This window comes from Bradyrhizobium sp. SZCCHNR3119 (assembly GCF_032487775.1).
GTDB lineage: Bacteria > Pseudomonadota > Alphaproteobacteria > Rhizobiales > Xanthobacteraceae > Bradyrhizobium.
Map to the genome: position 1 here is coordinate 563,390 of NZ_JAUEUV010000002.1, position 26,935 is coordinate 590,324.

General features: G+C 62.9%; 29 protein-coding genes, 2 tRNA genes and 1 pseudogene. 18 read left to right on the top strand and 14 right to left on the bottom strand.

What is annotated here, in order from left to right:
* The first annotated feature begins 73 nt into the window (after positions 1-73).
* Together QX034_RS29845 and QX034_RS29850 are read left to right on the top strand one after the other, a co-directional pair.
* Entirely contained in the window at positions 74-742 is a 669-nt protein-coding gene (locus QX034_RS29845; protein ID WP_315703828.1) for a TetR/AcrR family transcriptional regulator, read from the top strand.
* On the top strand, positions 739-1,227 hold the full coding sequence (locus QX034_RS29850; RefSeq protein WP_315703827.1) for an Lrp/AsnC family transcriptional regulator: 489 nt from the start codon (positions 739-741) through the stop codon (positions 1,225-1,227). Before QX034_RS29845 ends, QX034_RS29850 begins: the two co-directional genes overlap by 4 nt.
* 37 nt (positions 1,228-1,264) lie before the next feature.
* Here the strand turns inward: QX034_RS29850 and QX034_RS29855 are convergent, their stop codons facing one another.
* The gene (locus tag QX034_RS29855) at positions 1,265-1,570 is read right to left on the bottom strand and encodes an ETC complex I subunit (RefSeq protein ID WP_315703826.1); all 306 of its coding nucleotides are present in this window, start codon (positions 1,568-1,570) and stop codon (positions 1,265-1,267) included.
* 220 nt (positions 1,571-1,790) lie between these two features.
* On the opposite strand from QX034_RS29855, the gene QX034_RS29860 reads away from it, so the two are divergent.
* Positions 1,791-2,936 (top strand): OpgC domain-containing protein, encoded by a 1,146-nt coding sequence (locus QX034_RS29860; RefSeq protein WP_315703825.1) that lies wholly within the window; start codon positions 1,791-1,793, stop codon positions 2,934-2,936.
* Positions 2,937-2,952: 16 nt separating this feature from the next.
* Here QX034_RS29860 and QX034_RS29865 read toward each other — a convergent pair whose 3' ends face one another.
* Positions 2,953-3,864, bottom strand: coding sequence for a VOC family protein (locus QX034_RS29865; protein WP_315767882.1), 912 nt, complete (start codon positions 3,862-3,864; stop codon positions 2,953-2,955).
* Positions 3,865-4,122: 258 nt separating this feature from the next.
* On the opposite strand from QX034_RS29865, the gene QX034_RS29870 reads away from it, so the two are divergent.
* The 5 genes from QX034_RS29870 to QX034_RS29890 all read left to right on the top strand — a co-directional run bounded on the left by QX034_RS29870 (position 4,123) and on the right by QX034_RS29890 (position 9,600).
* Positions 4,123-4,506 (top strand): hypothetical protein, encoded by a 384-nt coding sequence (locus QX034_RS29870; RefSeq protein ID WP_315703823.1) that lies wholly within the window; start codon positions 4,123-4,125, stop codon positions 4,504-4,506.
* A gap of 247 nt (positions 4,507-4,753) precedes the next feature.
* Positions 4,754-7,030 (top strand): TOMM precursor leader peptide-binding protein, encoded by a 2,277-nt coding sequence (locus QX034_RS29875; RefSeq protein ID WP_315767883.1) that lies wholly within the window; start codon positions 4,754-4,756, stop codon positions 7,028-7,030.
* A 16-nt stretch (positions 7,031-7,046) separates the two neighbouring features.
* Positions 7,047-8,558 (top strand): SagB family peptide dehydrogenase, encoded by a 1,512-nt coding sequence (locus QX034_RS29880; protein ID WP_315742041.1) that lies wholly within the window; start codon positions 7,047-7,049, stop codon positions 8,556-8,558.
* Positions 8,559-8,699: 141 nt separating this feature from the next.
* Positions 8,700-9,104: a translational machinery protein gene (locus tag QX034_RS29885; RefSeq protein WP_315703820.1), complete on the top strand. Its 405-nt coding sequence runs from the start codon at positions 8,700-8,702 to the stop codon at positions 9,102-9,104.
* Between the two features lie 370 nt (positions 9,105-9,474).
* Positions 9,475-9,600 (top strand): hypothetical protein, encoded by a 126-nt coding sequence (locus tag QX034_RS29890; RefSeq protein WP_316196216.1) that lies wholly within the window; start codon positions 9,475-9,477, stop codon positions 9,598-9,600.
* A 440-nt stretch (positions 9,601-10,040) separates the two neighbouring features.
* Here the strand turns inward: QX034_RS29890 and QX034_RS29895 are convergent.
* The 4 genes from QX034_RS29895 to QX034_RS29910 all read right to left on the bottom strand — a co-directional run bounded on the left by QX034_RS29895 (position 10,041) and on the right by QX034_RS29910 (position 12,229).
* Positions 10,041-10,117: transfer RNA gene (locus tag QX034_RS29895), tRNA-Pro, on the bottom strand.
* A gap of 151 nt (positions 10,118-10,268) precedes the next feature.
* Positions 10,269-10,919 (bottom strand): cold-shock protein, encoded by a 651-nt coding sequence (locus QX034_RS29900; protein WP_315703818.1) that lies wholly within the window; start codon positions 10,917-10,919, stop codon positions 10,269-10,271.
* Positions 10,920-11,116: 197 nt separating this feature from the next.
* Positions 11,117-11,878 (bottom strand): SIR2 family NAD-dependent protein deacylase, encoded by a 762-nt coding sequence (locus QX034_RS29905; protein WP_315703817.1) that lies wholly within the window; start codon positions 11,876-11,878, stop codon positions 11,117-11,119.
* A 90-nt stretch (positions 11,879-11,968) separates the two neighbouring features.
* Entirely contained in the window at positions 11,969-12,229 is a 261-nt protein-coding gene (locus tag QX034_RS29910; RefSeq protein ID WP_315703816.1) for a hypothetical protein, read from the bottom strand.
* A 381-nt stretch (positions 12,230-12,610) separates the two neighbouring features.
* On the opposite strand from QX034_RS29910, the gene QX034_RS29915 reads away from it, so the two are divergent.
* On the top strand, positions 12,611-12,772 hold the full coding sequence (locus tag QX034_RS29915; protein WP_315703815.1) for a hypothetical protein: 162 nt from the start codon (positions 12,611-12,613) through the stop codon (positions 12,770-12,772).
* A gap of 130 nt (positions 12,773-12,902) precedes the next feature.
* Here the strand turns inward: QX034_RS29915 and QX034_RS29920 are convergent, their stop codons facing one another.
* Complete coding sequence (locus tag QX034_RS29920; protein ID WP_315742039.1) at positions 12,903-13,181, bottom strand: hypothetical protein; 279 nt, start codon at positions 13,179-13,181, stop codon at positions 12,903-12,905.
* A 126-nt stretch (positions 13,182-13,307) separates the two neighbouring features.
* Here QX034_RS29920 and QX034_RS29925 point away from each other — a divergent pair, with 126 nt between their 5' ends.
* Positions 13,308-13,433, top strand: a complete 126-nt coding sequence (locus tag QX034_RS29925) for a hypothetical protein (RefSeq protein WP_315703813.1) — start codon at positions 13,308-13,310, stop codon at positions 13,431-13,433.
* A gap of 576 nt (positions 13,434-14,009) precedes the next feature.
* On the opposite strand, the gene QX034_RS29930 is transcribed toward QX034_RS29925, so the two are convergent.
* On the bottom strand, positions 14,010-14,312 hold the full coding sequence (locus QX034_RS29930; protein WP_315703812.1) for an HU family DNA-binding protein: 303 nt from the start codon (positions 14,310-14,312) through the stop codon (positions 14,010-14,012).
* A gap of 690 nt (positions 14,313-15,002) precedes the next feature.
* Here QX034_RS29930 and QX034_RS29935 point away from each other — a divergent pair.
* Entirely contained in the window at positions 15,003-15,455 is a 453-nt protein-coding gene (locus tag QX034_RS29935; protein WP_315703811.1) for a VOC family protein, read from the top strand.
* A 316-nt stretch (positions 15,456-15,771) separates the two neighbouring features.
* Positions 15,772-16,414, top strand: a pseudogene (locus tag QX034_RS29940) (glutathione S-transferase family protein).
* 25 nt (positions 16,415-16,439) lie between these two features.
* On the opposite strand, the gene QX034_RS29945 reads toward QX034_RS29940, so the two are convergent.
* A complete protein-coding gene (locus QX034_RS29945; protein WP_315767885.1) occupies positions 16,440-16,718 on the bottom strand; it encodes a porin in 279 nt (92 codons plus the stop codon).
* Positions 16,719-16,767: 49 nt separating this feature from the next.
* Complete coding sequence (locus QX034_RS29950; RefSeq protein WP_315704278.1) at positions 16,768-17,022, bottom strand: PilZ domain-containing protein; 255 nt, start codon at positions 17,020-17,022, stop codon at positions 16,768-16,770.
* Between the two features lie 374 nt (positions 17,023-17,396).
* On the opposite strand from QX034_RS29950, the gene QX034_RS29955 reads away from it, so the two are divergent.
* Positions 17,397-19,157, top strand: a complete 1,761-nt coding sequence (locus QX034_RS29955) for a hypothetical protein (RefSeq protein WP_316196217.1) — start codon at positions 17,397-17,399, stop codon at positions 19,155-19,157.
* A 265-nt stretch (positions 19,158-19,422) separates the two neighbouring features.
* Positions 19,423-20,178: a PAN domain-containing protein gene (locus QX034_RS29960; protein WP_316196218.1), complete on the top strand. Its 756-nt coding sequence runs from the start codon at positions 19,423-19,425 to the stop codon at positions 20,176-20,178.
* An 11-nt stretch (positions 20,179-20,189) separates the two neighbouring features.
* Here the strand turns inward: QX034_RS29960 and QX034_RS29965 are convergent.
* Positions 20,190-20,264, bottom strand: a tRNA-Glu gene (locus QX034_RS29965).
* 216 nt (positions 20,265-20,480) lie between these two features.
* Positions 20,481-20,813 carry a Rieske 2Fe-2S domain-containing protein gene (locus tag QX034_RS29970; RefSeq protein ID WP_316196219.1) on the bottom strand — a complete coding sequence of 111 codons (333 nt, stop codon included), beginning with the start codon at positions 20,811-20,813 and terminating at the stop codon, positions 20,481-20,483.
* Between the two features lie 219 nt (positions 20,814-21,032).
* On the opposite strand from QX034_RS29970, the gene QX034_RS29975 reads away from it, so the two are divergent.
* Positions 21,033-21,785, top strand: coding sequence for a hypothetical protein (locus QX034_RS29975; protein ID WP_316196220.1), 753 nt, complete (start codon positions 21,033-21,035; stop codon positions 21,783-21,785).
* Positions 21,786-21,998: 213 nt separating this feature from the next.
* Here the strand turns inward: QX034_RS29975 and QX034_RS29980 are convergent, their stop codons facing one another.
* Together QX034_RS29980 and hemA are read right to left on the bottom strand one after the other, a co-directional pair.
* Positions 21,999-22,577, bottom strand: a complete 579-nt coding sequence (locus QX034_RS29980) for a hemerythrin domain-containing protein (RefSeq protein WP_316196221.1) — start codon at positions 22,575-22,577, stop codon at positions 21,999-22,001.
* A gap of 120 nt (positions 22,578-22,697) precedes the next feature.
* Positions 22,698-23,927, bottom strand: coding sequence for a 5-aminolevulinate synthase (gene hemA / locus QX034_RS29985; protein WP_316196222.1), 1,230 nt, complete (start codon positions 23,925-23,927; stop codon positions 22,698-22,700).
* A gap of 347 nt (positions 23,928-24,274) precedes the next feature.
* On the opposite strand from hemA, the gene QX034_RS29990 reads away from it, so the two are divergent.
* From QX034_RS29990 to QX034_RS30000, 3 genes are all read left to right on the top strand, one after another.
* On the top strand, positions 24,275-24,529 hold the full coding sequence (locus QX034_RS29990; protein ID WP_315703802.1) for a hypothetical protein: 255 nt from the start codon (positions 24,275-24,277) through the stop codon (positions 24,527-24,529).
* 267 nt (positions 24,530-24,796) lie between these two features.
* Positions 24,797-25,804: a PrsW family intramembrane metalloprotease gene (locus QX034_RS29995; RefSeq protein WP_315704277.1), complete on the top strand. Its 1,008-nt coding sequence runs from the start codon at positions 24,797-24,799 to the stop codon at positions 25,802-25,804.
* A gap of 319 nt (positions 25,805-26,123) precedes the next feature.
* Complete coding sequence (locus QX034_RS30000; protein WP_315703801.1) at positions 26,124-26,702, top strand: HdeD family acid-resistance protein; 579 nt, start codon at positions 26,124-26,126, stop codon at positions 26,700-26,702.
* The last annotated feature ends 233 nt before the right edge of the window (positions 26,703-26,935 follow it).

Consider the following 26,935-nt stretch of genomic DNA (forward strand, 5'->3'; position numbering starts at 1 on the left):
GGAATTTCGTGAGAGCGTCGGATCGCGGCTCGCCGGTCTCGATCGGGCTGGGAGGACTCAGGGCAGGCACGAGATGGCACGCACGATCGGCTCACACGGCCCGACCACGATGGAGGCGATCCGCAAAGCGGGCCTGCGTCTGATCTTCGAACACGGCTACGCCGCGATGAGCCTACGTCAACTCGCCGCCGAGGTCGGCATCCAGCCTGGGTCGCTCTACAACCACATCAGCACCAAACAGGACCTACTGTTCGATCTGGTGCAGGAACACATGAACACGCTGCTGCGCGCCCTCGAACAGGCGCTGCAGGACAAGGAAGGTCCGACCGAGAGGCTGCGCGCCTTCGTGGCCTTTCACGTCACCTACCACATGGCCAGGAAGCGCGAGGTCTTCATCGCCAATTCGGAGCTGCGCAGCCTGGAACCCAGGAATTACGCCGCGATCGTGGCGCTGCGCACGACCTATGAACAGCGCCTGGCCGACATTCTCGCCGAAGGCGTTGCGGACGGCGTCTTTGACGTCGTCGACATCCAGGTCGCAACCTTCGCGATCATTGCGCTCCTGACCGGTGTTTGCACGTGGTATCGGCCGGGCGGACGGCTCACCAGGGACGCGATCATCGCCGCCCATGAAAAGCTGGTCCTCTCGGGCGTGATGCCGCAAGCCGCGCAGCCCGCTGCCACAGGCAGAGCGCGCGACATCCAACCTGCCGGCTGTGACGGCACGGACCGGACCGTATGACAGAGGGCACATTGCTGGACGATATCGATCGGAGGATCCTGGCGGAGTTGCAGAGCGACGGCCGGCTTCGCAACAACGAACTCGCCGACCGGATCGGCATCTCCCATTCCAACTGTCTGAGGCGGATGCGAGCGCTACGCAGCCGCGGCGTGATCAAGACGATCCGCGCCAGCCTGGACGAGAAGGCGCTGGGCTATGAGGTGGTCACCTTCGTCACGATCCAGCTCGCAAGCCAGCAACAAGCGGCGATCGCGGCGTTCGAAGCCGCGATCGCGGCGCTCCCTCTGGTCCAGCAATGCTGGCGCCTGTCAGGCGAAGCAGATTTCCTGCTGAAATGCGTCTCGACCGGTGTCGACGGTATGAGCCGGCAGCTCCGGCAATTTGCTGCCCTGCCCGGCATCCGCGCCATCCGCAGCTTCCCAGTGCTCGGCGTGGCAAAGGACGCGCCCTTGCCCATCGAGCCGCCACCGGCTGGATCGAAGTAAGCAGCGCCGCCGCTGCTTTAGACTAGTGCGTCCAGATTTAATGCGTCCAGGGCTCGCCGCGGCGGAACGAAAAGTTGTCGGCATAGGCGATCTGGCGCTGCGCCGGCTCCTTCGGCTCGATCACCTGGTACGGGATCGCCTTGCGCTCGCAATAGGTGATCGCCTCTTCCTTGGTGTGGAAACGCAAGCTCAGCTGCTGCTTCATGTCGGTCGAGGAGGTCCAGCCCATCAACGGCTCGATCGCGCGCGGCTGCTCCGGCTCGTAGTCGAGCTGCCATTCCCGGGTCTTGGCCTTGCCGGATTGCATCGCGTTCTTGGCCGGCTTAAAAATACGTGCGGTCATCGATGGACGGGCCCTCAAAGCGACAGTAAAGCGCGTGGTGGAAACCTCCGGGATAGGCTAGAGGCACGTTTCAGGAATGTGATCGGTGATTCCTACCCCTGGATGCACCTTTTCTCGACCCGTATAGTCATTCTGCCGCCCCATGACAATCTGCGATGATGGCCATGGGATTCTCCTGCTCCCTGACGACCGTCTCGAAACAGCGCGTTGAAGCAGCCCCATGAACATCAAGGCCACACTGCCGGAGAAAGGACGCGACCTCCGGCTCGACCTGTTCCGCGGCATCGCCAACTGGGCGATCTTCCTCGATCACATTCCCGATAACGTGGTGAACTGGATCACGACACGGAATTACGGGTTCAGCGACGCGGCAGACCTGTTCGTGTTCATCTCCGGCTACACCGCCTCGTTCGTCTATGCGCGGATGATGATCGACCGTGGCTTCATCGTCGGCGCCACCCGCCTGTTCAAGCGCGTCTGGCAGCTCTATGTCGCCCACATCGTCCTGTTCGTGATCTACATCGCGGCCATCAGCTATCTTGCCAGCCGGTTCGGCGATTCCGAGATCATCAGCGAGTTCAATGTCGCGGGGCTGGTGGATCACGCGACCGACACCCTGGCTCAGGGCCTGATCCTGAAGTTCAAGCCGGTCAATCTGGACGTGCTGCCGCTCTATATCGTGCTGATGGGCTTCTTCCCGCCGGTGCTATGGCTGATGCTGCGCCAGCCCGATCTCACGATGGCGGGGTCCATCGTGCTCTGGCTTGCTGCACGCCATTTCGACTGGAATTTCACTGCCTATCCTGTCGGCACCTGGTATTTCAATCCCTATTGCTGGCAGGTGCTGTTCGTCTTCGGTTCGTGGTGTGCGCTCGGCGGTGCCCGTCGCTCCATGGGGATCATCATGTCCCCGATCACCCTGTACTTCTGCCTGGCCTACTTGCTGTTTGCATTGATCATGACCATGGCCGGACGCTTTCCCGATTTCGGGGCGATGTTTCCGGATTGGCTGTACGGCGCTTTCAACCCGAACGACAAAACCAACCTCGCCCCCTACCGCTTCCTCCATTTCGTCGTCATCGTGATCCTGGTGATCCGCTTCGTCCCGAAGGAATGGTCGGGGCTGGAATGGAAGCTCTTCGACCCGCTGGTGGTCTGCGGACAGCAATCGCTGGCCGTCTTCTGCGTCGGCGTCTTCCTCTCCTTCATCGGCCACTTCACGCTCATGATGAGCTCAGGTTCGCTGCTTGCCCAGATCCTGGTCAGTGTCGCCGGCATCGCCATCATGACGACGGTGGCCTATTACATTTCCTGGTCCAAGCGTCAGGACAAGCCCCTGCCCAAGCCGGTACCAAAGCCGACGTAAGCGCCCTCTCCGGGCGCTAACGCTTCGGCTTGCGGGACGCGGAAGGCGCCTGGTCTCGCTGCGCTGACTGGGAGAGCGGAGGGGAAACGATCCGGCCGCGCGAAGTAAAGCCACCCCACTCCGCCGACCAACCGACCTCGACCGCAGCAGTCTTCTCGATCTCGCCGAGGCGCTTGCCCTGGAGCGCGAACATTGCGCCCTGTGGATCGATGCACCGCGCGATCCAGATCCCGTCCGGCAATTCCACCGGCCCCTGCGCCACGCGTCCGCCAAGCGTGCGAACGCGTTGCAGCGCTGCAGTCAGATCGGCAACATTGAAATAATAGAGCCAGAACGGGACCGGCGCCCGGGGCAGCTTGGTGAAGATACCGCCGATGGTATCCGCGCCTGCCGAGAACAGCTGGTATCCCTCGATCGCCCCGACATCATCGGCCGCCTTCTGCCAACCCAGCCAAGAGCTATAGAAGCTGAAGGCCGCAGGCCCATCGGCCGCCAGCAGCTCGTGCCAGCCGACCCGCCCGACGGTTGCAGTCGTTGCGCGCGGCGGCGCAAACTTCAGCCCCTCGACCAAAGCCAGGGTCGCCGTCTGCGGGTCCGCAACGATGGCGATCCGGCCGATATTGCTGTCGGTGGGCTGAACGTAGACCCGGCCTCCCAGCGCCCGGAGCCGTTCGGCAGCTGCATCCGCGTCGGCGACAGCGACGTAGCCGGCCCATCGCGGCATAGCGCCGCTGCGCAGCGCCTCCGGGGGCAACGCCATTACCCCGCACACGGGAGCCTCGGCGTTGGTCAGCAGGCGGTAAGGAAATTGCTGTGTCGATGCGTCGCGAGCATCCCACCCAACCACCTCGCGATAAAAGCCCTCGGCCGCCCCCCTGTCGGTGGTCAGCAATTCGTACCACACAAAATGTCCATGGTTGCTGGTCATGAGCTCAGCTCTGCCGCGCTTGTTGCAACGCCACATTCACATTTGAAGCGGCTGTCGCGAGGAACAATCAAGAGCGATCGTGATTGTGTGGGCTCTGTGCCGTGCCAGTCTGACATCGCCGACGTTCACAAAGATGAATGAAAGCAAAACGTTGCGCCAAGCAAATCTTTCTCCTGCCTTGCGTGTCACGAAGGTGCAGCGTACTATCAAAGTGGGGCGGATCGACACAGACCTTTCGAGGGAACGGAGGATGTAACGATGCCACAAGCAAAGCCAGCTTCGAAGCGGAAGCGTGCGGTAAAGGCTGCGGTGCCTGCGCTTGGCGCTGCCGGATTAGGCTTCTCGATGGTCGGTGCCGCATCGGCCGCCACCATGCCCGTCGATGCACCGAAGACCGTCGATCTGTCCGCGACGCATCCGATCACGCTGAGTGACGAGGAAATCGCCGACATCTCGCTCTCGACCTTCCATCTGTTCGACAAGGAGAACGCGGACGCCAAGGTGCAGACCGCTTGGCGCGGCTGCGGCGGCTGCCGTGGTTGCCGCGGATGTGGCTGCCGCGGGTGCCGTGGCTGTCGTTGCGGCGGTTGCGGAGGCTGCGGCGGTTGCTGCCTCTCGTGGGGCGCCTGCCGCCTCTGCTGAGCCAGCTCAGCCCATTGATCGTCCGATCGATGTGAATGTCTCATGGCCGGGTCCGACGAGGTCGACCCGGCTCATTCATGTCTTGACTGCGCCGCCAGCCAAGATCCCGTTCGGGTTTCCTCTTCCGAACTGACCTGCCTTCCCGCCCTCCCGGTATGTCGATTCAGCTCCAGGACATTCCTGTCACCGAAACGGGCGTCCCCGGTCGCGCGGCATCGCCAGCACACATTCGCAGGGACGTTACACCATGACGACACGCCCCCAAAAATCGGCGCGCTCCCGAACCGGTTCGGCGTCGCGGGCCAGCAAGAGCACACTGCAATTCGCGCCGAATTTCACCGCCTATGTGCTGCCCCCGGACGTGGTCTGCGTCTATTCCGAGGACCGAAAATTCTTCCTCCATGGCGAGCTCTATTGCGCGCTTGCATCTGCGATCGGACAAGGTGGCAAAAGCCGGGGCGATCTGATCGCCAAGCTCGGCAAGACCTTCCCTGCCGAGAAGATCGAAGGGGCAATCAACCGCCTGCTCGAACGCCGCTATGTCGTCAATGGCGGAGCATCGAATGGCGACGTGCTCGCCGGCTATTGGGCCAGCATCGGCCTGCCGCCTGAGGCGGCCGCGCAGAATCTGGCAAAATGCAAGGTTCGGATCGAAGCCATCGACGTGAAGGGCGCGGCTGAGCTGAGTTCAGCTCTGGGCAAGCTTGGTGTGCGCGTCGTCGCACGGTCTGCCGACCTCACGATCACGCTCGTCAACGATTATCTGGAACCGCAACTCACCGCGCTCAATCAAAAACGCGTGGCTGACAACACGACGTGGCTTCTGGTGCAGCCATCCGGTATCGCCCCGCTGGTCGGCCCGGTGTTTCAGCCCGGCCATACCGGGTGCTGGACCTGCCTGTTCGACCGCATGATCCGCAATCGCGAGATCAAGGGCTTTCTCGATCGCGGCGGCGCGCGCGCCGTGGCGACCTCTCCCCTCGCCCGCAACCCGCTCGGCCAGAATGCGATCCAGTTTGCGGCGATGGAGATCGCCAAGGCGATCGCGACCGGCTTCCGCACCGACCTGCACGATCACATTTTGAGCTTCGATCTGACCGGTGCCGCCATCGCCAGGCACTATGTCGCCCAGCGACCGCAATGTCCGACCTGCGGCGACAAGAAGCTGGTCAATCCGCGCCGCGCGCCCGAGCCGATCCCGCTGGGCTCCGGTGCCAAGCTTTTGATCACGTCCGGCGGCTATCGCACCGTGACCTCGCGCGCCACCGTCGCTCGGTTCAGGCGGCACGTCAGCCCGCTCACCGGCGTGGTCAAACGGCTCGAGCGGATCGAGGCCGATCTACCGATGAACACCAATTTTTTCGCGCAGCATAACTTCTCCGCGCCGGCGCAGAGCGTCGCCCAGCTGAGGTCCGGCCTGGAAGGCGGCAGCTTCGGCAAGGGCTCCACCGCCGAACAGGGCGAAGCCAGCGCGCTGATGGAAGCGATCGAGCGCTACTCCGGCATCTTCCAGGGCGACGAAATCCGCGCCACCAAGCGGTTTACGGATTTCGCCGATGGCGATGCGATCAAGCCCAACGACATCCTCTTGTTCAGCGATGTGCAATACGAGCATCGCCAAAACCACACCCATCAGGACGACACCCAGCCGGCGCCCGAGCCCTTCGATCCGCTTGCGAAAATTGAATGGTCGCCGCTGTGGTCACTGCGCGACAACAAGTTCAGATACGTTCCGACCAGCCAGCTTTATTTCTTCTACAGCGGCCCGCGCCCGTTCCATGCAGATTCCAACGGCTGTGCCGCAGGCAACACGCTGGAAGAAGCGATCGTCCAGGGCTTCCTCGAACTGGTCGAGCGCGATTCTTACGCGATCTGGTGGTACAACCGCTCGCAGCGCACCGAAGTCAACCTCGATCATTTCGAGGATTCCTACGTCAGCGATTTGCGCAACCAGTTCACTGACGCCGGCCGCAAGCTGTGGGTGCTCGACATCACCAGCGATCTCGGTGTGCCGACTTTCGTCGCCATCATGCATTGGATGCAGGACGGGCACGAGAACATCGAATTCGGCTCCGGCGCGCATTTTGATCCGCGCATTGCGCTTCTCCGCGCCATGACCGAGCTCAGCCAATTCCTGGCCATTGGGCTGATGGGCGGCGGCTCCGGCGAGAAGCCGACACTGGACGGCATCACGCCGCTCAGGCTCGAGGATTATCCATTCCTGCGGCCTGCGAAATATCCGATCCCGCGTCCCGAACTGGGAATGGCGATCCCGCGCAGCACCACGCGCGAGCAGGTCGATGCGTCCGTCGAGATCGCAAGACGCGCCGGTCACGACTTTCTGGTGCTCGACCAGACCCGGCCGGACGTCGGGGTATCCGTGGTCCGCGTCGTCGTCCCTGGCCTGAGGCATTTCTACCGCCGCTTCGGGCCCGGCAGGCTCTATGACGTGCCGGTCAAGCTCGGCCTGCGTGATGCGCCGATCCCGGAGCATGAGCTGACGCCATTCCTGCCGCATACGTGATCGCGGGACACGCACCATGGCCAAGCGGATGAACAAGCCGACGAAGAAGGCGGCAGCACCGACGAAGAAAGCGAAAGCGGTGCCACAGCGAGCTGCGCCGCTCGTGCTCTCGGTGCGGCTCAGCGAGCATGTTGTGCTCGAACCGGCAGGCCGCAACCATCTGTCGGCTGTGGTCAACGGCTACCCGCTGGATCTCGGCAGGTTCAGCGAGGCTGCCGCGAAACGGGCGCACGTTCTGAAAGATGGCGTCAAGCTTGCCGCATTGGCGGGCACCAAGCCGCTGGACCAGGAGATTGCGAAGCTCGTCCAACTGCTCGCGCGCCAAGGCCTCGTCGAATATGTCCTGGCGCGCAGGGCCGACGCCCATGCACTCGCCGTGATCGAGCCGCAGATGCCTGACTATCGGCCGCAGATCCCAAAACTCGGCAATGGCGAGACCATCGTGCTGTCACGCTTTGCCTATCTGCGCCGGCGCGCCAGCGAGATGGTGCTGGAGTCGCCGCGCTCTGGCGCGCTGTTTCGAATCGGAGATCCGGCTGTCGTTGCGATGCTGACGGCGCTCGCGGCGCCGCAGAAAGTCGGCAAGCTGCGCGCGATGTCCGGATTTCCCGGCATCGAGCTGCTTGCCTTGCTGCTGGATTGCGGCATCCTGTTCCGGTTGGACAGGCCCGATGATGACGGCCAGCGCCCGAGCGAGGGCGACGAAGCCCTGGTGATGTGGGACTTCCACGATCTGCTGTTTCATGCCCGCAGCACCGAGGGGCGCCAGGCCAATCCGCTGGGCGGCGTCTATCCCTATGTGGGTTGGATCGAGCCGCCGCCCGCCATTCGGCCCAATTGGCCGGGCGAGCGGATCGATCTTCAGCCAGCGCTCGCTGCGCCGGCCGAAACGGCCTCCGCCGCCGCAAGACTGTTTCGCTCGCGGCATTCGGTGCGCGACTATGATGACCAGAGGCCGATCACGCTGGCCGAGCTGTCGCTGTTTCTCGACGGCACCGCGCGGGTGTTGTCGCGCTGGGAGAGCAGTCTCGACGACGAGAGCGACAGCCCGGTGCTCGACTACACGCGACGGCCCTATCCGTCCGGCGGCAGTGCCTACGAGCTCGAGCTGTATCTGACAGTGGCCAATTGCGACGGCCTGGCTACCGGGCTCTATCATTATGATGCCGACGCACATGCACTGGTAGCGATTCCAGCCCGGCCCGAGCTGCTTACCGCAATGCTGGATTCGGCGCAGTTCGCAATGGACGCCGCCGGCCACCCGCAGATCCTGATAACCGTCACGTCGCGCTTTGCACGGCTGGCCTGGAAATACAGCGCCATTGCCTACGCGCTGACGCTTAAGGATGTCGGTGGGCTGTTGCAGACTTTCTATCTGATGGCGGCCGACATGGGGCTCGGCGCCTGTGCGGTCGGCACCGGCAATATCGACCTGTTCGAAAAGGTGAGTGGCATTCCGTTCCACATCGAAGGCCCGGTCGGCCAGTTCACGCTCGGCCGCGCCATCGATGCTTCTGATGCGAAGTGAAGGCTGCAGGTGCACGGTTGACCTGTGTCAATCGCGGCCGGACGGTCGCCGCTAATGGTCGGTCACGAACCCGAGGTCGTGCTGCACTGAGCGCATCCGCTCGCATGCAACCCGATGCGGCCTCGCTGAAAGGATCAGATTATGCCGACCCATTTTCATGCCGTCGTGTGGCTCGATCACGTCGAGGCGAAAGTATTCCATATCGGCCTCACTGGCGCCGACGAGGTCAGTCTGCACCCGCATCTGCCGACGCGCCATCTGCACCACAAGGCCAGTTCGATCGGCAGCGGGCACGCGGCAACCGACAAGCATTTCCTTGAGGAGGTCGCGAACGCGCTCGGCGATGCCGGGGAAATCCTCATTATCGGCCCGGCCGGTGCGAAGACGGAGCTTGCCCATTATCTGCAGGAGAGGCATCCGGCGATCAGCAAGCGCGTCGTCGCAGTCGAGCCGGCCGATCACCCGAGTGACGCTCAGATCATCGCCTACGCCAAGCAGCATTTCAAAATGCCGCCGCCGCGGGTGGCGACGGGCACAGCCGGCTAACGGCTGTTTCCTTCCCTATCTCGCGCCGTCTGCCAAGGCCTCGCTGCAGGCACGACGCCCCGATCAGGCCAATGTGTCGCAGGCACGATGTGCTTGATCTAGCGCAAAGACGATAGTTTTCGATTCAGGCGAGGATAACCATAGCGGATGTTCCTTCCCCGGATTCAGCCGCTCAACTTCGGATGCTCCCGAGTTTGCCGCTCCGGGGGCATCCGAATTTTTTTGGCGGCTCATCGAACAGTCAACGACGGTCACGAGCTCAGTACGGGGAAGCGTCAAGCAAGAACGTCGTAAGCCCGCGCTCCGCACGCGAACGCCAGCCTATCCGGCAGCAAGGCCAGTCAATCGGAGTTTCCGAGTTGAAGTTCGGATGACGAGTGTGCGCGGCTTTCGCACCTATATCGGCCTCACCGGCGTCGACGAGGTCAGTCTGCACCCGCATCTGCCGACATTCCATCTGCACCACAAGGCCAGTTCGATTGGCGAAGTTTCTTAGAGTGGAAGTAGGTAAGTAAAGTGGCTTCTTTTCAGAAGCGCCTTCCACTTTGGATCGAAACCAGCCCATTGGCCTGAGCTCCGACCCAAGCCACCCAAGATGGTGTAGCCGGATTCATAGGCGCCGCTCTCGTCAACATAGACGGTAACGATCACGAAAAGCTCCGCCAGATCAGTCGAAAGTGCCTCAGCAAGATGCTTGAGCAATGGTTTTGGGTACTGCGGGTCGCTTGTTCGAATCCCTCGTTTATTCGGATCTAAAATACAGATTCGAACACCCCAACGGCGACCCAGCTCTGTGGGTAAATCGGGGCAAAAACTGATGCATGGGAAGGACATGCACTGACGCGTTAGGGGGACGCCAGGGGGTACTAAGTGCCTTGATCAGAAATGGCTTTTGGCGGCTCTGGTTGTCTCAGGGGGCACCCAGGGGAGAGCACATGGTCGGGGCAGCTGGATTCGAACCAACGACCTGCAGTACCCAAAACTGCCGCGCTACCAGGCTGCGCTATACCCCGAACTCTGTGGTCCGACGTCCTACACGCTCGCCGCCTCGGCAGCAAGGCGGCTGGGGAGCGCCGGTCCGGCAAATGCGCGCGGCCTTCCACAACCGAAAGTGGACGTCAGTTGATTTCACAACTTCGTGACATCACCCTGCGGGCGGGCGATTCAATGTGACGAGATGGCGGGCGATCCGCTTTCCGGATGGATTTCCGCTGCCATCATGCCCTTGGAGCCCGGCCCATAACGCACCAGCACATATTGGCCGGGACGCAGTTCGGTCATGCCGAACCTACGCAGCGTCTCCATGTGGACGAAGATATCCGGAGTACCCTCGCCGCAGGTGACGAAGCCGAAGCCACGCAGGCGGTTGAACCATTTCACCTGCGCCCGCTCCAACCCGCTCGTGGGCGTGACGGTGACATGTGTCCGCGGCGGCAGCATCTGCGCCGGATGGATCGCGGTGGACTCATCCATCGAAAGGATGCGGAAGGCTTGATATCCTTTCGCCCGCTGCACGCACTCGCAAACCAAACGCGCGCCTTCGTAGGCGGTCTGATAGCCGTCGCGCCTCAGCACGGTGACATGCAGAAGAACGTCTGGCCAACCATTGTCCGGGACAATGAAGCCATACCCCTTCGAAGCGTCGAACCATTTGATGACGCCACCAATTTCGACAAGATCTTCGCCGAGACTCGACAATGCATCAATCGCCGAATCGCGCGCGGCGCCGCTTGGATAATCTCCGAGCCGGCTTGGTGCGGACCCACCAGGCACCGGTACTCCGAGCTTCTTGGACCCAAATTCGTCCGACCCCATAACCCCGGACCTCACAGATGATTTTGTGAGCCGCCACCCCTGCAACGGCGCCCTCATGCGCACTCATCAACTCTACTCACGATGAATCACGCGAATCTCTCGAACCAAAAGATAACATTCCCTTGCCTCGCGCATAGATAAAAATCAAAGCCGCCGGAACCTTTGAACAGTCTTGCAGGGTGCGCTTCGATTTCGATTCAATTGCGAACGAAGGGAGACAGGGTCTCTCCGATATCGTGATGGATCACGAGATCGGCAACGTCGTCCTGCTCCGTCGGTTCCCGGTTGATGATCACGAGCTTCGCCCCCGCGTTCTTTGCCATCAGCGGAAAGCCGGCGGCCGGCCAGACCACGAGCGAGGAGCCGATGGCGAGGAACAGGTCGCTGCGCTGGGCCAGATTGGCCGCCTGCTGCATCGCATCTTCCGGCATGGCTTCACCGAACGAAACCGTCGCCGTCTTCACCGGATCGCCGCAAGCTGGGCAATCCGGGGCGGCTTTCTGGGCGTCGAAGCGTTGTTTGACCCAGGCCAGATCATAATCTTGCCGACATCCGATGCATCGCGCGTAGGTTGTATTCCCATGCAGCTCGATGACATGATGAGCGGCAAAGCCCGACGCCTGGTGCAGATTGTCGATGTTCTGGGTGATCACGGCCGGAACCTTGCCGGCGCGATAGAGCGAGGCCAGCGCATGGTGGCCGCGACCGGGCTTCGCCGCTGCAAACACCGCCTCCATCGCAAAGCGGCGGCGCCAAGCCTCGTCCCTGGCGTCCTGGCTGGCCACGAATTCCTCGAAGGAGATCGGCCGATGGCGTGCCCACACCCCACCGGGAGAACGGAAGTCCGGGATGCCGGTTTCGGTGGAAAGTCCCGCGCCGGTGAAAGGAACGACGACGGATGCGGCGGCGATCATATCGCCGAGCATCGCGACACCACTCTGGAGATCCGTTGCAATCATCGGCAGCAGTCCCAAGACAAAGGCCGTGCCAATCATAGCACGGCCTTTTCCCTTTACCGCCCTGCGCTCGCCCGCGTCAGCAAAGCCCGGTCAGGCAGCTTCCGAGACGGAGTCTGAGGCATCGCCGGCTGTTCCGGTTTTCCCATCCTGCGCCTTCTTGGCCTTGGGAGCAGGCGCGGAAGCCGCCACCTTCTTACCCGGCTTGCCACCGCCCAACTGGGCCAGCCGCTCCATTTCCGCTTCCAGCTCCATCTGCCGCGCGGTGACCTTTTCAAGCAATTTTGCCGCCGCCGCGTCGCGCAGCCCGGCCAGTTCGTCAATGCTCAGGGAATCCAGATCGAATTTTGCCATTCTCAGCCCATCTCTCGAAGTTCGTGAGTCCATCGCACGACCTCCCGCACGAACTTCGAAAAGCCGAAGGGCCGCTTGCAAGTTTCTGATTCTCGGTGGTCTCTCGTGCCGCGTTCGCCCCGAAGGTCGTGAACGGCGCTTGCGGCGCGCAGAATGCGGTGACGGCGGCACGGGCTCCCATTGTGATCGCTAGCGAGAAGCTCACGACATCACAACAATGGCGCCGCCTTTTCCACCACCACGGTGCGACTTGTTCCTGCCCCGTTCGCCGCAGTGGGAAATCCACTGCGCAGGAATGGGTTCGCGGAGCTTGTCCGCAATCGCGCCCTAATCGCGAGCGCTCATCCGCGCACACGATTCGGCTGCGACCGGAGATGATCGATGGCAAAGAATGAAAAGCAGGAACGAATTACGAAGGAGCGCGAGGAGATCACCGCGCGGGTCGCGAAGTTCAAGGCGACGCAGGACCGGTTTGCGCGGGAACGTGAACAATATGCGATCGCAGCCTGGGCGAAGGCCGGAAGGAACGAGCGAGGCGACTAGCGCGGCGGCGACGAAGTTCCGCTGATGAGCGCGCGGGCCGCCAATCGGGGTTCGAATTCGCTCCGCCGCCGCCGCTCGCTGGGGTCACAAGCAGCGAAAAGCCCGGAAGCAGGGCTTCCGGGCTTTATCATCACCAGTAGTGGTGCCAATAGTGGTGGCGGTGATAGTAGGGACCGCCATAATACGCGTACGGGCCCGGGCCATAAACGTAGCGAGGCCCATAATAGTAGTCGTAGTCGGGGCCGTAATAATACGGATGTGACGCTGCGATCGCGCCCGCGGTCAGCGCACCCGCCGCAAGGCCGAAAGCAAGACCGGGTCCGATGCCGCGCGCCTCAGCCGGCGCGGTCGCGAGCGAGGTCGCGGCCACAGCGCCGACCGTCGCCAACACTGCCAGTGTTTTTCTCATGGTCATGTCCTCCACTTGAACACCAGCATCCAACGCGCACGGCCTGCCTTGGTTGCAGGCGTTTGCCCGAGCCGCACCACGGAACGCGGCGACAGTTCGAACGTTCTGGATCAAGCGAGGTGCCCCATGCCGTCATGGTTGGAACTGGTCTTGAACATCATCGGATATGGCGGTTTCCTCGTCCTCGCTTCGCGCGACTGGCCTGACGTCGCAGACAGCGCCCCAGAGGAGGTTCGTCAGGACAAGGCCTAGCGGCCGCATCGGTCCGGTTGCGCGTGCGATGAAGCATACGCGACGAAGCCGATCGGAACTTCAGTGCGCAGCAGCCGTTTCGATTTGATCCCTGAGAAGACCTTGCCGTTGCCGTGCCGAGAAATGATGCGACTTGTCGCTTGTGACAGTCCCCTCGCCTTCTCGATCACCCCTTTGGCCTAGGCTATGTCGGCGACGTCAAGCACAACGGCCTCCCGGCTCGCTGGCAGAATTTTTTGAACCTTTTTGCCCGCGCAGGGACGGACTGTTGCTGGGGATTTCAGGGCCCAGTCTTCGAGGCAGCGTCACTCGGCGAACATATTCCGCCGTCCGTGGCGCTGCTGTCGTTTTAACCTCGCTCCTGCCGAGCGTCGGCACCGGGCATCGGCTCACGGCGCGTCAGCAGAGCGTCTAGCTGGCCTGCTCGCCGCGGCGTTCGAGCACCGCATCGTAGCTGCCACCTCCATTGACGCAGGTCGGCAGCAGGGCGACTGCACCTTGCGACACCTATTCGCCAGCCACCGACGCGAACGAATACGCAAAGTAAGAGGCCCCCTTTTCAGGGGGCCTCTGGTCTCAGGCAACCGCGTCCTTGGCGGCCTTGACGGGGCGAGCCCGCACGATCTTCCGCGCCGGCTTGGCCTTGAACATCATCTCCTCGCCGGTGAAGGGATTGGTGCCCTTCCGCGCCTTGGTGGCGGGCTTCTTGATCACCACAAACTTCGCGAAGCCGGGGACCAGGAACACCCCGTTCTTCTTCAACTCCTTGTGGCCGACGTCGGTGAGCGTCTCCATGACGTTCTTGACGTCGCGCTTGGACAGCTCAGTCGTGGTCGCAATCTTCTCGATCAACTGCGACTTGGAAAGTTGGGTAGCCATCGTATCTCCTTTGAGTGGTACCGATGAAAGACTTAGACGACTGCACGCGGCTATCTCGCGCATTGCTGCACGGATCGGTCGGGGCTTTGTGACTGCATTGCGCAGCCGGGACTTTGAGTCGTCTGGTCGGAAGTGACCCCGCGTTCTTTCGGGAATCTCCTGGTTTTTAAGGGCCCCGAAGCACCCACAGCGACGCCAAAATTCCAACGACACGAGCAGAAGTCAAGGATTGATGATCGTCAATGGCCCCCCGAGTTTCATTTTTCCCTATGTTTTAAGGCATTTCTGGCTTGGTCGCGTGATTTCAGCGACACTTTCTCGCACAATTGCGTGGAAATAACCTTGAAATGGGCTCCACGGAGGCGTCGGTCGACGTCGCGAATCACTGCGAAAATAGGCTTTCGCGACACGTCGTCGCGCCGCAAGACGGCAGCCGATAACCGTTCGACCCAACGGACGACGCCAGCTTCGACCCGTGGCGCTCTCCTCTCCTGCATTTTCCCGAACGGCAAACGAGACGCGAAGGTCTGGTGCGGGCGCCGGCTTATGCCGCTCAACATGAACAATTCCACGCGAGCCGATCTCTACGCCGGCGGGATCCTCTGCCTCGCTGCGGCTTTTGCTGCTATGGACGGGGCGCGGCCGACAGTCCCCGTCGAGCACCAGATTTCGTCCAAGGAGACAAGAAAAATGCGCTACCTCCACACCATGCTGCGCGTGCGCAATCTCGACGTCGCGCTGAAATTCTTTTCCGATGCGCTCGGGCTGAAGGAGGTCCGCCGGATCGATAACGAGAAGGGCCGGTTCACACTGCTCTTCCTTTGCGCGCCCGAAGATGAACACCTGCTGAAGAGCCAGCCGGCGACGCGGGGGGCACCGCTGGTCGAACTCACCTACAATTGGGATGAAGAGAGCTATGGCGAAGACCGCTTCTTCGGCCATCTCGCCTATGAGGTCGACGACATCTACGCCACCTGCGAGCGGCTGATGAAGCTCGGCGTCACCATCAACCGTCCGCCGCGCGACGGCAACATGGCCTTCATCCGCTCGCCGGACCTGCATTCGATCGAGCTGCTGCAGAAGGGCGAGCCGAAGCCGCCGCAGGAGCCGTGGCTTTCGATGCCGAACACCGGGCACTGGTAGTTCCGTTCGAGACCGCCGTCCAAAAACGCTTGCCAAGAGCGCCATCCAAGGACGCCGCCAGAACCGGAACATCACCGCCAGCACTGCGTTGTCGCTCCGATTGGAGAGGAACGCGAGGAGGCGGACATGGCGCGAGGACTTCTGCTTTGGCTGTTGGGCGTGCCGATTCCGGTGATCATCGTGCTGTGGCTGATCTTCGGCCACTGATCCCGAAGTCGATACGCACCGTCGAAAAGCCCCGCCTACGGTGGGGCTTTTTGCATGTCTGGGGCGCAGCGGCTATCCCCACGCCGACATTCTGGAGGAACAGCGCGCGATGCCGAACGAAAGCCGACCGACGATCTGGGGCCGCCCGAATTCGGTGAACGTTCAAAAGGTGCTGTGGTGCACCGCAGAGCTCGGCCTCGCTTACGACCGAATCGATGCCGGCATGCAGTTCGGCCGCAACACCGAGTCCGATTATCTCGCGATGAATCCGAACGGACGGATCCCCACCCTGGTGGACGGTGATTTCGTGCTGTGGGAATCCAACGCGATCATGCGCTATCTCTGCCTGGCCTATGGCGCGGATGCGCCGATCTATCCGAAACGGCCGCGGCAGCGCGCGAGCGTGGAGCGGTGGCTCGACTGGACGCTCTCGACGGTGCAGCCGGTCGAGCGCCCGGTGTTCTGGGGACTGATCCGCACACCGCCCGAACAGCGCGACATGGCGATGCTGCAGAAAGGCGCTGACGAGGCCGCTGCGCTGTGGCGAATCCTCGATGCGCATCTGGAGACGCGACGCTATGTCGAGGCCGAGATCTTCACGCTGGCCGACATCGCGCTCGGCGCGTTCGCACGCCGCTGGTTCGGGCTCGAAGGCATCGAGAAGCCGGAGCTGCCGCACCTGTCGCGCTGGTACCAGGCGCTCTCCGGCCCGGCCGGCCTTCATCCGGCACGTCGCAGCACCGCTCTCGTAAGTGCGCAGCGGCGCCATCGCCACGATCAGCGCCGGAGCGAACTTCCGGCCTCGATGCTCGCGGCACCGCCGACCTTCACGCAGGTGTCGGTGCCGGGGAGCTTCGCAAAGCTTGGCCCATAGGCGGTGCATGGATTGCTCATGCCGGCACGGGGCATCGGCTTCACCGTCGGCGGAGTTTTGGCTGTCGCCGCTTTGGCCGTCGGAGCGCTCGGCACAAGCAACGAGGCTCCCGGCGATTGCGCGAGCACGGTCGTCGCCCACGACAGGCTGAGCACCGCAACGAGCATGAACGATCTGAACATCGGGCTGTTTTAACGGTGCGAGCCGAGCTTCGCCAGCCCGCATGCCGCCTCAGCCGATGAACTTGACTCCAGCCGAGGCTCCTCGGCGCCACACCACCTGGCAAAGCCGGCCGGTGCGCGCATCGCGCGAAAACGCCAGCCGAATGGTGTTGGGCAAGGCGACCGCGTCGTCGAGTGTGATCTTGGCGCCGGCACTTGAAATGTTCTGCACCAGGCAATGTCGCACGGCGAATCCACCATCCAGCGTGATCCACGCAGCTTGCTTCATGGATTTCCGCGCTTCGCGCTTCTTGGGGGCAGCCATCTCGCATCGACCTCCGTACGGGCGATGCGCTATCGCGGCAGCCCCTAAGATCGGGTTGATTTGACTAAAGAAAGATCGCTAAGCCGGCCGCGGCCGTGCCAGAGCGATCGCGCCAGCACAATCGTACCAGGACCATCGTGCACGTTGGGGGCATAGCGCGCCGGTGGTAGCCCCGACGTCTTTCCCGCAATGAACATGTGCGCTTTTCCGGCGACAACCTCGCGATTTCCGCGCCACCGACCGACTTGTTACCAAACAGTTAAAATCGACAGATAAGAAGCCGCGACGGTCTTTCGCATCCCGGATCATCGCAAGACCGCCCGCAACGGCATGGGCCGGATTGGCCCAGCAATCTTGATCCCTGGGGCTCTTGGATGTCGTCCGCATCGTCGAAATTTTGGAATTATGCAGCTCTCGGAGCTGCGCTTGTCCCGTTTGCCGCGCACGCCGGCAGCATTCCGACCACCCCGCCGGTGAACTTCACCAATAGCTCAACCGCGTCGGTCGGCTCCACGATCGTCAATCTGCTCGATTCCTACGTCAACCTGATGCAGTACAACCCGCAGCTCAAGCATGGCGCGGGTGTGATGGATCAGAACATCGCGACCGTGGTCAGGATGACGCGGAATCGGACGCCGGCGCAGACGCTCGCCGCCATCCACGACGATCGCACCGCGCAGCCCTACAGCGTGCTGAACGGCCTCGGCGTGCTGACCTCCTCTTTCATGACTGGAATTGGGTCGTCCACCACGGGAACGGCGCCGGCGAAGCTGACCCCGACCTCCTACGTGACCACCACCCTGCAGGATTACGCACCGACCGCCCTGGGCATTAACTACCTGAACGGCGCCACGATCGGCTTCGCGACGTTCGGAGACGGCACGGCGACGCCGTTGGCGGCGGCCGCGAACTTCCTCAACAACACCATCCGCAACAACGCCTCGACCGAGCCGCCGAAGCGCACATTCGAGCGCTATATGGGCTCGACCGCGCCTGTGACCAATCCGGGTTCGATCGCAGCAGGCGCAATCAGCCCGCTCGATGCGCGCTACGGCAATTACAGCGCCACCAGCAACAAGGCGGGCCTCACCACCGCCGACACGGCGCAATTCGTGGTGCCGACCTATTTCAGCAATTTCTCCGTCCCGCCTGTCTACGGCACCACTGTCAACTGGGTCCGCGGTTTCACCGTGACGCAGGCCATGGTGACGGCCAACGGCGGCAAGCCGATCGCAGTCCCCAATATGGGCTCCTATGATGCTTCCGGCAATTTCACCCCGACGACGTTCAATGTCGGCGACTATGTCCCGGGCATCGGCACGGCGCCGCGGCCGTACCGGCTGTCGAGCGCGGTAAATGTCCCCACCCTGCTCTGGCAGATCATCAACGGCAGCAATCCCTATGCCGATGGTGCCTATATCAGCGGCCACACCAACCTCGCCTACAACCAGGCGCTCGGCCTCGCCTTCCTGGTGCCGCAGCAATATGCGAGCCTCTTGGCGCGCGCGGCCGATCTCGGCAACAACCGCATCCTCGCCGGCATGCACTCGCCGCTCGACGTGATCGGCGGCCGCATCGAGGCCACCGCGATCGTCGCCACCAACATCTACAACGCGCTGTACGATGCGAACGGCAACCGGGTCGATTGGACCAATCCTGCCAATGCCGCCGCTTACGCGATCCACCAAGCCTACACCCAGACCCAGAAATATCTGGCGCAATCCTGCGGCACCAGCAGCGTCGAGAGGTGCATCGAGAAGAACGAAGCGAAGGCCGGAGAGGACCGGCATCGCGATCGCGAGGCGTTCGACGACGACATCGATGCCGACGACACCAAGAGCTACACCTTCCGCATGACCTACGGGCTTGCGCTGGCGAGCCATATCCATACGCCCGAAGTCGTGCCGGTGCAGGCGCAGGTGCTGCTGCTGACGCGCTTCCCCTATATGACGGACGAGCAGCGCAGCGAGATCCTGCGCGACACCGCGCTGCCGGCCGGCTATGCCCTGCTCGACGGCAACAGCTGGGACGGCTGGGGCCGCCTCAATCTCTACGCCGCCGTCCACGGCCAGGCGTCGTTCTTCCGCGCGGTCCGGGCGGCCACGATGCCGTCATTCGAAACGATCTCGCACTGACGAAGCATAGAGGAGCCGGGGCGCGCAGGATATGCGCGCCCCGGTTCTTTCGGTCGGGGCTCCGTTCAACGGGCGCGGTGAGCCTTTGCATCACTGCCACCAAGGCAACAGGAGCGCCTGGTCAATTGACCTTCTTGCGTCCTGCGCCCACCCTTGTTCTGATCGAGATCGCAGCGCCTCGACTCATTTCGCGCCATTTGATCATTCTCAATGTGGGCGCGCCCGGCGGGGCTAAGAAGCGACATTCGAGTGGAGGCGAGCTTCAATGACGCCGAGATCGAAAACATTCGCGTGGCAGCGGATGTCGCTGCTGGCCCTCGCCGCCGCCACCATCGCCATTTCCAACGTTCGACCGGCGGAGGCGGATTACACGCGAAGTTGCACCGCCATTCTCGAGGTGCGTCCATCAGGCACCAGCACAGCGCGCAAAGCCTATCGGTGGTCAGTGCGCAATACGGTCACGCATTATTACCAAGTCAATGAAGCTCGGCGGGAGGCGCGACGCGCGATCACCTCGTGCGTGCGCGCCCATTGGGATGCCCGCGACGTCGATGCGGTACCCTCTGCCTGCCAATCGCACGGCAGCCTTGAAGTCCGTGACTACCCCTTCGTGAACATGGCGGAACGGCTTGATACCGACCTCTGCGTGGCCAGCCCGACGAACTACGCGCAGGACCTCGACCTCGTGCTGTTCATCGAAGGGAAACGCGGCTGCGTGGTCGATGGCGGCAACATCAATCCCGCGACCAGGGTCGACATCGCGAGCGGCTACCACATCAGTTGTCCGGTGCCGCCCTTGCCAGGCATCCGCCTCCCCGGCCACGATATCAGCCGCAGCGAGATCCCGGGCCAGGATTGGCGCCGTTGCCGCCAGCTGTGCCAGGACACGGCCGCCTGCCGTGCGTGGACCTGGCGGCGGGCGGGCAGTTCAGGAGCGGGCTCTGCCGAGAGCTGCCTGCTCAAGAGTGCGGCGGGCGTGCAGGTCCGCGATAGCTGCTGCCATTCCGGGACCAGGGACTAGGAGGAAATAGATGGCGCTCCCTAGCGGAATCGAACCGCTCTCTCCACCGTGAAAGGGTGGCGTCCTGACCGATAGACGAAGGGAGCAAAACGCTGGACGGCACGACGAGCATCCTCGCGCGACGTCATCGTTCTCCAGGTTCCGTAAAACCCTCGGCAATTCAACGCGTTGCGGCGAAAAATTGCGACGCCGGCCGCGGTTTCAATCCGATTCCGCCCCGGCGCGGCCGAACGTATAGTGTCCTTTCGCCGGTCGGGCAAGCCGATGTTGGGAATCCCACGCGCAGTCTGTTCCTCCGAGGCTCACCGGGCGGCAAACAGCGGCGTGACCCCGATGGTATCGATGTAAACGATCCCGTCCTCGACCTTCACCGGATATTCAGCGAGCGCGCTTTCCTGCGGGTGCAGCGGCGCGCCGGTCGAGGCGTCCCAGGTCCAGTTGTGGACCGGGCAGCTCAGCACCCGGCCATCGAATCCGGCTTCATCCAGCGGCGCGGCCGTATGCGGACAGACGCCCTGGAACGCCTTGAGCTCACCGTTGTCCGGCCAGGCCACGATGATGAGCTGAGCGTCGGCGATGACGAGGCGCATGCCGCCTTCGTCGATCGTGTCGACTTTGCAAACGCGGGTGAACATTCAAGCCCCTTCCATCAAGCATGCCGCGCGTCATCCTATGCCGGCCATGTGCGACAGCGTGAGCCCGGAAAAGCGGCACTCGGGAAAAGCAAAGGTCTTCGCCGCGGTGCTGGCACCCTTCTTGCTGCCATCACGGCAGGAGTCTTCGTCGCGCGTTGGTGCTGTCGGGAAACCGACACGGACGGTGCGAGCAGAGACAATGCGGCGACGGAGCAAGTCATGACCGATATGGCGGAGCTGAGACAGCGCAAGGAGCCGCTCAACCTCGCCATCGTCCACGTCGATCCCGACGCCTTCGTCGCGAGCCTGATGGGCTGGCTGGAGATCACGGCCTTCATCAAGGCGCAGCGCGCCGGTGAGGCCGAAGTCCCCGCCGACGGCAAGACGCCGGCGCTGTCGGCGGCGCAGCTCAAGGGCGGCGGCGTGCACGAGGTCGGCAATGACGCGCTGTTTGCGTTCGCGATGACGGCGGCGCTGAAAGGCGACAAGCCGGCCCTCGACAAGGTCGAAACAGCCCTGATCGAGCGCATGGGCAAGGATTTCCCCGGCTCCTTCGCGCTCTGGCATTTCCGCACAACGATCGATGCGCCGACGACGCTGGACGATTTCGTGGGCCAGGCCGGCAAGAAGCTTCTGCTCGGCGACATTCCGCCGCCGCCGTTGCGCGCCAAGGAGAACTGGAGCACGGGCCTGCGCTTCTTCGAGAAGGCGCGCAAGTCCAACTTCATCCACGAGATCATGTACCCGCTCGCGAAATGGACGCGGGGCCGCTGGACGGAGACGGCGGAGAAAGGCGTCGCCTTCCTGCACCACATCGAGGACAACGTGCCGGTGCTGCGCGAGGTACTCGATGAGCCGCGCAACGACCAGCCGTTCATCGCCAACGCGCTCTTGAAGCTGGCGCCTGCCGTCGACATGGAGCTCAACGAAGAATATCAGGGCTTCCTGCGCTCGCTGGCCCGGCGGAATTGAGCTCGCACGCTCAGCAAAAAGGCCGGCGGGCGCTACGCCGCCGACCCTTTGTCGCGACTGCCGGCTCCCGGTTGTCCGGTTCCGTCGCAGGATACCAATCAGCGTGAGCCTGATTTAGTTAACGGGAGCTTAATGCGCGCTTCCGTATGATTGCGGATGCGCGCCTGCACTCGACGATACGCCGACACCAAGCCAGTGCCACGCGACGCGTGCCTATCGTACCGTAGCGCGCGCCTCTTCCGCTTCCTGCTCCCAGCGCAGGATGGTGCGTTCGAGGCCATGGAATTTCTCTTCCGCGGCGCCGCCGAATAGCGGATCTGTCTTGTTCGCCATGTGGGCATCGATGTCGGCCCAATCGCCGGCCGTGAGCGCCTTCGCCGCCGCCGGAAACAGCAGAGCTTCTTCCCTCTTCAGGTGCTCGCGCTGGTTCTTGATGAAGTCGTGCACGGCGAGATGGAAGGTCTCGCGCAAGACCTCCTGATCGGCCAGCACCGCATTCACCGCGTCGGCAAACTTGCGCAACCGCCTGGCCTCGGTCTCGTGCTCGGCGTCGACATCGCCGTAGGCCGCGGCTGCGCGCGGATCGCGCACGCGCAGCTTCTCGAAGATCATCTCTTCCTTGGGATGATGACAGCTCTGCGGAAAATCTTCGAAATACTGGATGATGCTTTGCAGGATATCGTAATCGGGCCGCTGATTACGATCGAACAACTGGAGCTCATGCTCCAGCACGCCAAGCAGTGTCTCGATATTCTGGTGCTCGTCCCGCAATGCGTCGATGATCTTCGCCATGACCGACCTCGCCCGCCTGCGAGCTCGTCTTGCACGATCGAGCCCGCGCTAATCGAAGCTACGCCGGAACAGTCCTTCGGCATTGCGCCAGATCAATCGGAGCCAGGCTGGCGCGGCGGATCACTCCGCTGCCCTCGCCTGCTCCGTACGTTGCAGGTCCAGACGCTCCCAGACATCGACCAGCGCCTCGGCGAGCGCATCGATCAGGCCGTCATCATGATAGGGCGACGGCGTGATGCGCAGCCGCTCCTGCCCGCGCGGCACGGTCGGATAGTTGATCGGCTGGATGTAGATGCCGTGCTCCGACAGCAAGAGGTCGGAGGCCAGCTTGCACTTTTCGGGATCGCCGACATGAACCGGGACGATATGGGTGTCGCTCGGCATCACCGGCAGGCCCGCCGCATGCAGCACGGCCTTGAGCCGCGCTGCGCGATCCTGATGCCGCTGCCGTTCCCATTGCGAGGTCTTCAGGTGACGGATCGCGGCGGTGGCCGCCGCGCAGACCGGCGGCGGCAGCGCGGTGGTGAAGATGAAGCCCGGCGCATAGGAGCGCACCGCGTCGATCAGGTTCGCGTTGGCTGCGATATAGCCGCCGAGACAGCCATAGGCCTTGGCCAGCGTGCCCTCCAGGATGTCGATCCGGTCCATGGCGCCGTCGCGCTCGGCAATGCCGCCGCCGCGCGGGCCGTACATGCCGACCGCATGCACCTCGTCGACATAGGTCAGCGCGCCATGGCGCTCGGCGAGGTCGCAGATCCGGTGCAATGGCGCGACGTCGCCGTCCATCGAATACAGGCTTTCGCAGATGATCAGCTTGGGCCGATCCGGATCGGCGGCGCGCAAGAGCTGCTCCAGATGCGCCGTGTCGTTGTGCCGCCAGATCTGCTTCTCGGTGCCGGCCTTGCGGACGCCTTCGATCATGGAATTGTGGTTCAGCGAATCCGACAGCAGCAGGCAGTTCGGCAGCAGCTTGGCGATGGTGGAGATGCCGGTCTCGTTGGAGACATAGCCTGAGGTGAAGACCAGCGCGGCCTGCTTGCCGTGGAGATCGGCGAGCTCCCGCTCGAGCTCGATCAGCGGATGGTTGGTGCCGGCGATGTTACGGGTGCCGCCTGCGCCGGTCCCCATCCGCGTCGCCGCATCGACCATGGCGCCGATGACCTTGGGATGCTGGCCCATGCCGAGATAATCGTTCGAGCACCAGATCACGACGTCGCGCTCGCCCTCCGGCGAATGCCAGATCGCATGGGGAAAGCGGCCGGCCAGGCGCTCGAGATCGGCAAACACCCGGTAGCGGCGCTCCTGATGCAGCTGACCAAGGGCGCGATCAAAATAGGCGTCGTAATCCATGATGTGATCCGTTCTTCGGCCTGTTCGGCCGTACCGAGCCAAATCAGTCAGGCAATCAACCAAGGCAAATCGGTGGGTGGGAGCGTCTTGGAGGGCACTGCTGCGGGGCAGGATCGAAGCCCAGTTCTGGGGGGACTTCGTTGATCCAGATCAGCAATTTCCGGGAAAGCTGTACCGCCTGCCCATCATGATCGGCAGGAGATCGGCGCCGGGATGGCCAAATTATTTCAAATCGGGGATGGCTCGGCCAAAGAAATGCGCCGTTTCGGCGCAACATCCGCCCCGCTATCAGATCCGTCACGGTTTCGCATCACCGGGTCCGAGACCCGGAAACCACGAGGACATTGATGAAGATCCTAACTGCTCTGCTGGTCGCCTGCGCATTCAGTCAGGCCGCCTTTGCCGAAGGCCTGGAATGCCGGCGCGTTGCCGACCCCACCCCACGGCTCAGCTGCGTGGAGAAGCCGGCAACCGCCGAAGCTCCGACCGCGGCGCGGCCGGATACCTGGAACCCGCCGGCAACCAGCGGGCGTGACGCAGACTCCAACCGCGACGGCGACAGAGTGAGCCCACGCACCACGCGGATCTGCCGCGACTGCTAACCCAGACGCCCGGACATCGCTGGCGCGCGCACCGCGCGGCGCCAATGGCCGCTGTCCTGAACAGATTTGGCCGCGAGCAAGCCGGGCATTTCGGAGGGACGGTGGGAGGCTGGGGGGCAGCAGACCGGGCGTGGCACATTTTGCGGTGCGACGCCTTGCCCCGTAGCCAAGAGCCGATGTCAAATCCAAACCGTGGGTGGAACCCGCCGCTACGCTCCGCCCCTGCGTCTTGGATGACCGGATCACATGGCCTATCTGCCACCTCAGATGAATTTGTTGGAAGCCTTACCCACCGTCATTGGAACGGCAGCGATTGCACCTGCCCTGCTGATTTTGTGGCTCGTGGTTGCCGCCGGCGACCATCCCGGCCCGCCGCTCAGGGTGTGGACCGCGTTTGCGCTCGGCGCCGCCAGCGTCCTCCTGCTGGGCCTGGTCCGGGCGCCGTTTCGCCAGATGGCCGTCGTGGTCGACAATCCCTGGGCCGCGCAGGTGCTGCATTCGGTGGCCGGCGTCGCCTTGCCGGAGGAGATCGTCAAGGTCCTGGTGATCGCCGCCATTTCCTCGCGCCGCCGTCACTTTGGCAACGCGATGGACACCGTGGTTTATGGCGCGGCCGTCGGCCTCGGCTTCGCCGCCTATGAAAACCTCGCTTATCTGGTGCAGCACGCGGATATATGGCGCTCGCTCGCTGCGCTTCGCAGCGTGCTGACGGTGCCCTTTCACGGTGCGCTCGGGGTCATCGCCGGCGCCTATCTCGCGATCGCCCGCGCCGGAACGGCCCTCGGCGCCCATCGTCGCCATCGCGATTGGGCGCGGATGTCCAGTTGGGCCCTGGTGCTGATCGCACCAGTCGCGCTGCATGCGGCATTCGACTTTCCATTATTGATGCTGCAGCGGAATCCGGATCTCGATCCCGTGCTCCGGATCTGGCTTGGGGGCGTGAGCCTGCTGATCGGCTTCTCCTCGATCGGACTTGCGGCCCGGCTGGTGCGTCGGGTTGCGCACCATCACAGCCCGCACACCGATTTGGCGCGGGCGCGGCTGAGCCAGCTCAGGCGGATGTGGGCGCTGCTCCTGGTCGGCGGCGCCGCCGGCTTCTTCGGTCTCGCCTTCGTCCTGACCTCGCTCCACCATTGGCTGCTCAACCCAGATCACAACGTCGCCGTGGTGCTGGTTCCGCTTGGCCTGACCGCGATTCTTCTTGGTATCGCTCTATTGGTTGTCACGACCGCGATTTACATTTTCGGGCGGAATCGGATCCGGACGACGGCCTAGGAATTCCGATTCCAAATTCGCCTTCGATCCCATGTGAGAGGCAACTTTGTCGATATCGGCGTTGAAGAATTGCCATCAACGTCTTGACCTTAGATGATCTTTTGATTTTGCGTTCACGCCCGGATGGCGTGGCAGACAGGTAGCGAAGCTCACATCCGCTCCACCGGTCGCGGTGGCCCGCTTTGCGCCGGATCAACTCATGTTTACGTCGCCCGGCTAGAAAAGATGCGTGCAGGCTATGATTGTCAGAGCTGCATCAGACGTCCTGCACGCGAGTCTGATCGCGGCAACAGGCACTTCAACCGTTGGGAGCATTGAGATGACCATTCCCCACGATACCCAAGCCGATCGGCTCAGATCGGACATCAGCGCCGCGGTGCACGCGCATTGGGTTGCCTTCCTGATCGAAGGCATTCTGCTCGTAATCCTCGGCCTTGCGGCGATCATTGTCCCGCCCTTGGCAAGCCTTGCGGTGACGATCTTCCTCGGCTGGATGTTCCTGATATCGGGCGTCGCCGGCCTCGCCCTGACCTTCTGGGCGCGCGCCATGCCCGGCTTCTGGTGGTCATTGATCTCCGCGGTGCTCGGGATCGTCGCCGGCATCGTCCTGCTCGCGGAGCCGGTCGAGGGCACGCTGACATTGACGATCGTGATCGGCGCCTATTTCCTGGCCGAGGGCGTCGCCACCATCATGTATGCGCTGGAGCATCGGCGCGAAATGTCCGCGCGCTGGGGCTGGCTGCTCGCCTCAGGCCTGGTCGATATCGTCATCGCAGGCATCATCATCACGGGCCTGCCCGGCTCGGCCCTGTGGGCCATCGGTCTCCTGGTCGGCATCAACCTGTTGTTCGGCGGGATTTCGATGATCGCGATGGCGCTCGCGGCACGCAGCGCTTGAGATGCGTCCAATTCAGGCTGCGCGATTTGGGGATGACAAGTCGCGCGGCCGAGGCTATATAGCCGGTCATGATCACCGTCGCCGCCATCTATTTTTGGTACTTTAGCTACGACAGCTCGCTGGCGGCGGGAGGATCGCGCTCAATCTGAAAATTGCAGCAAGCCATCCGAACAGCCGCCAGACCTGGCGGCTTTTTTATTGCCGGCGGGTCGTGCAAGTCACACAAGGAGCCC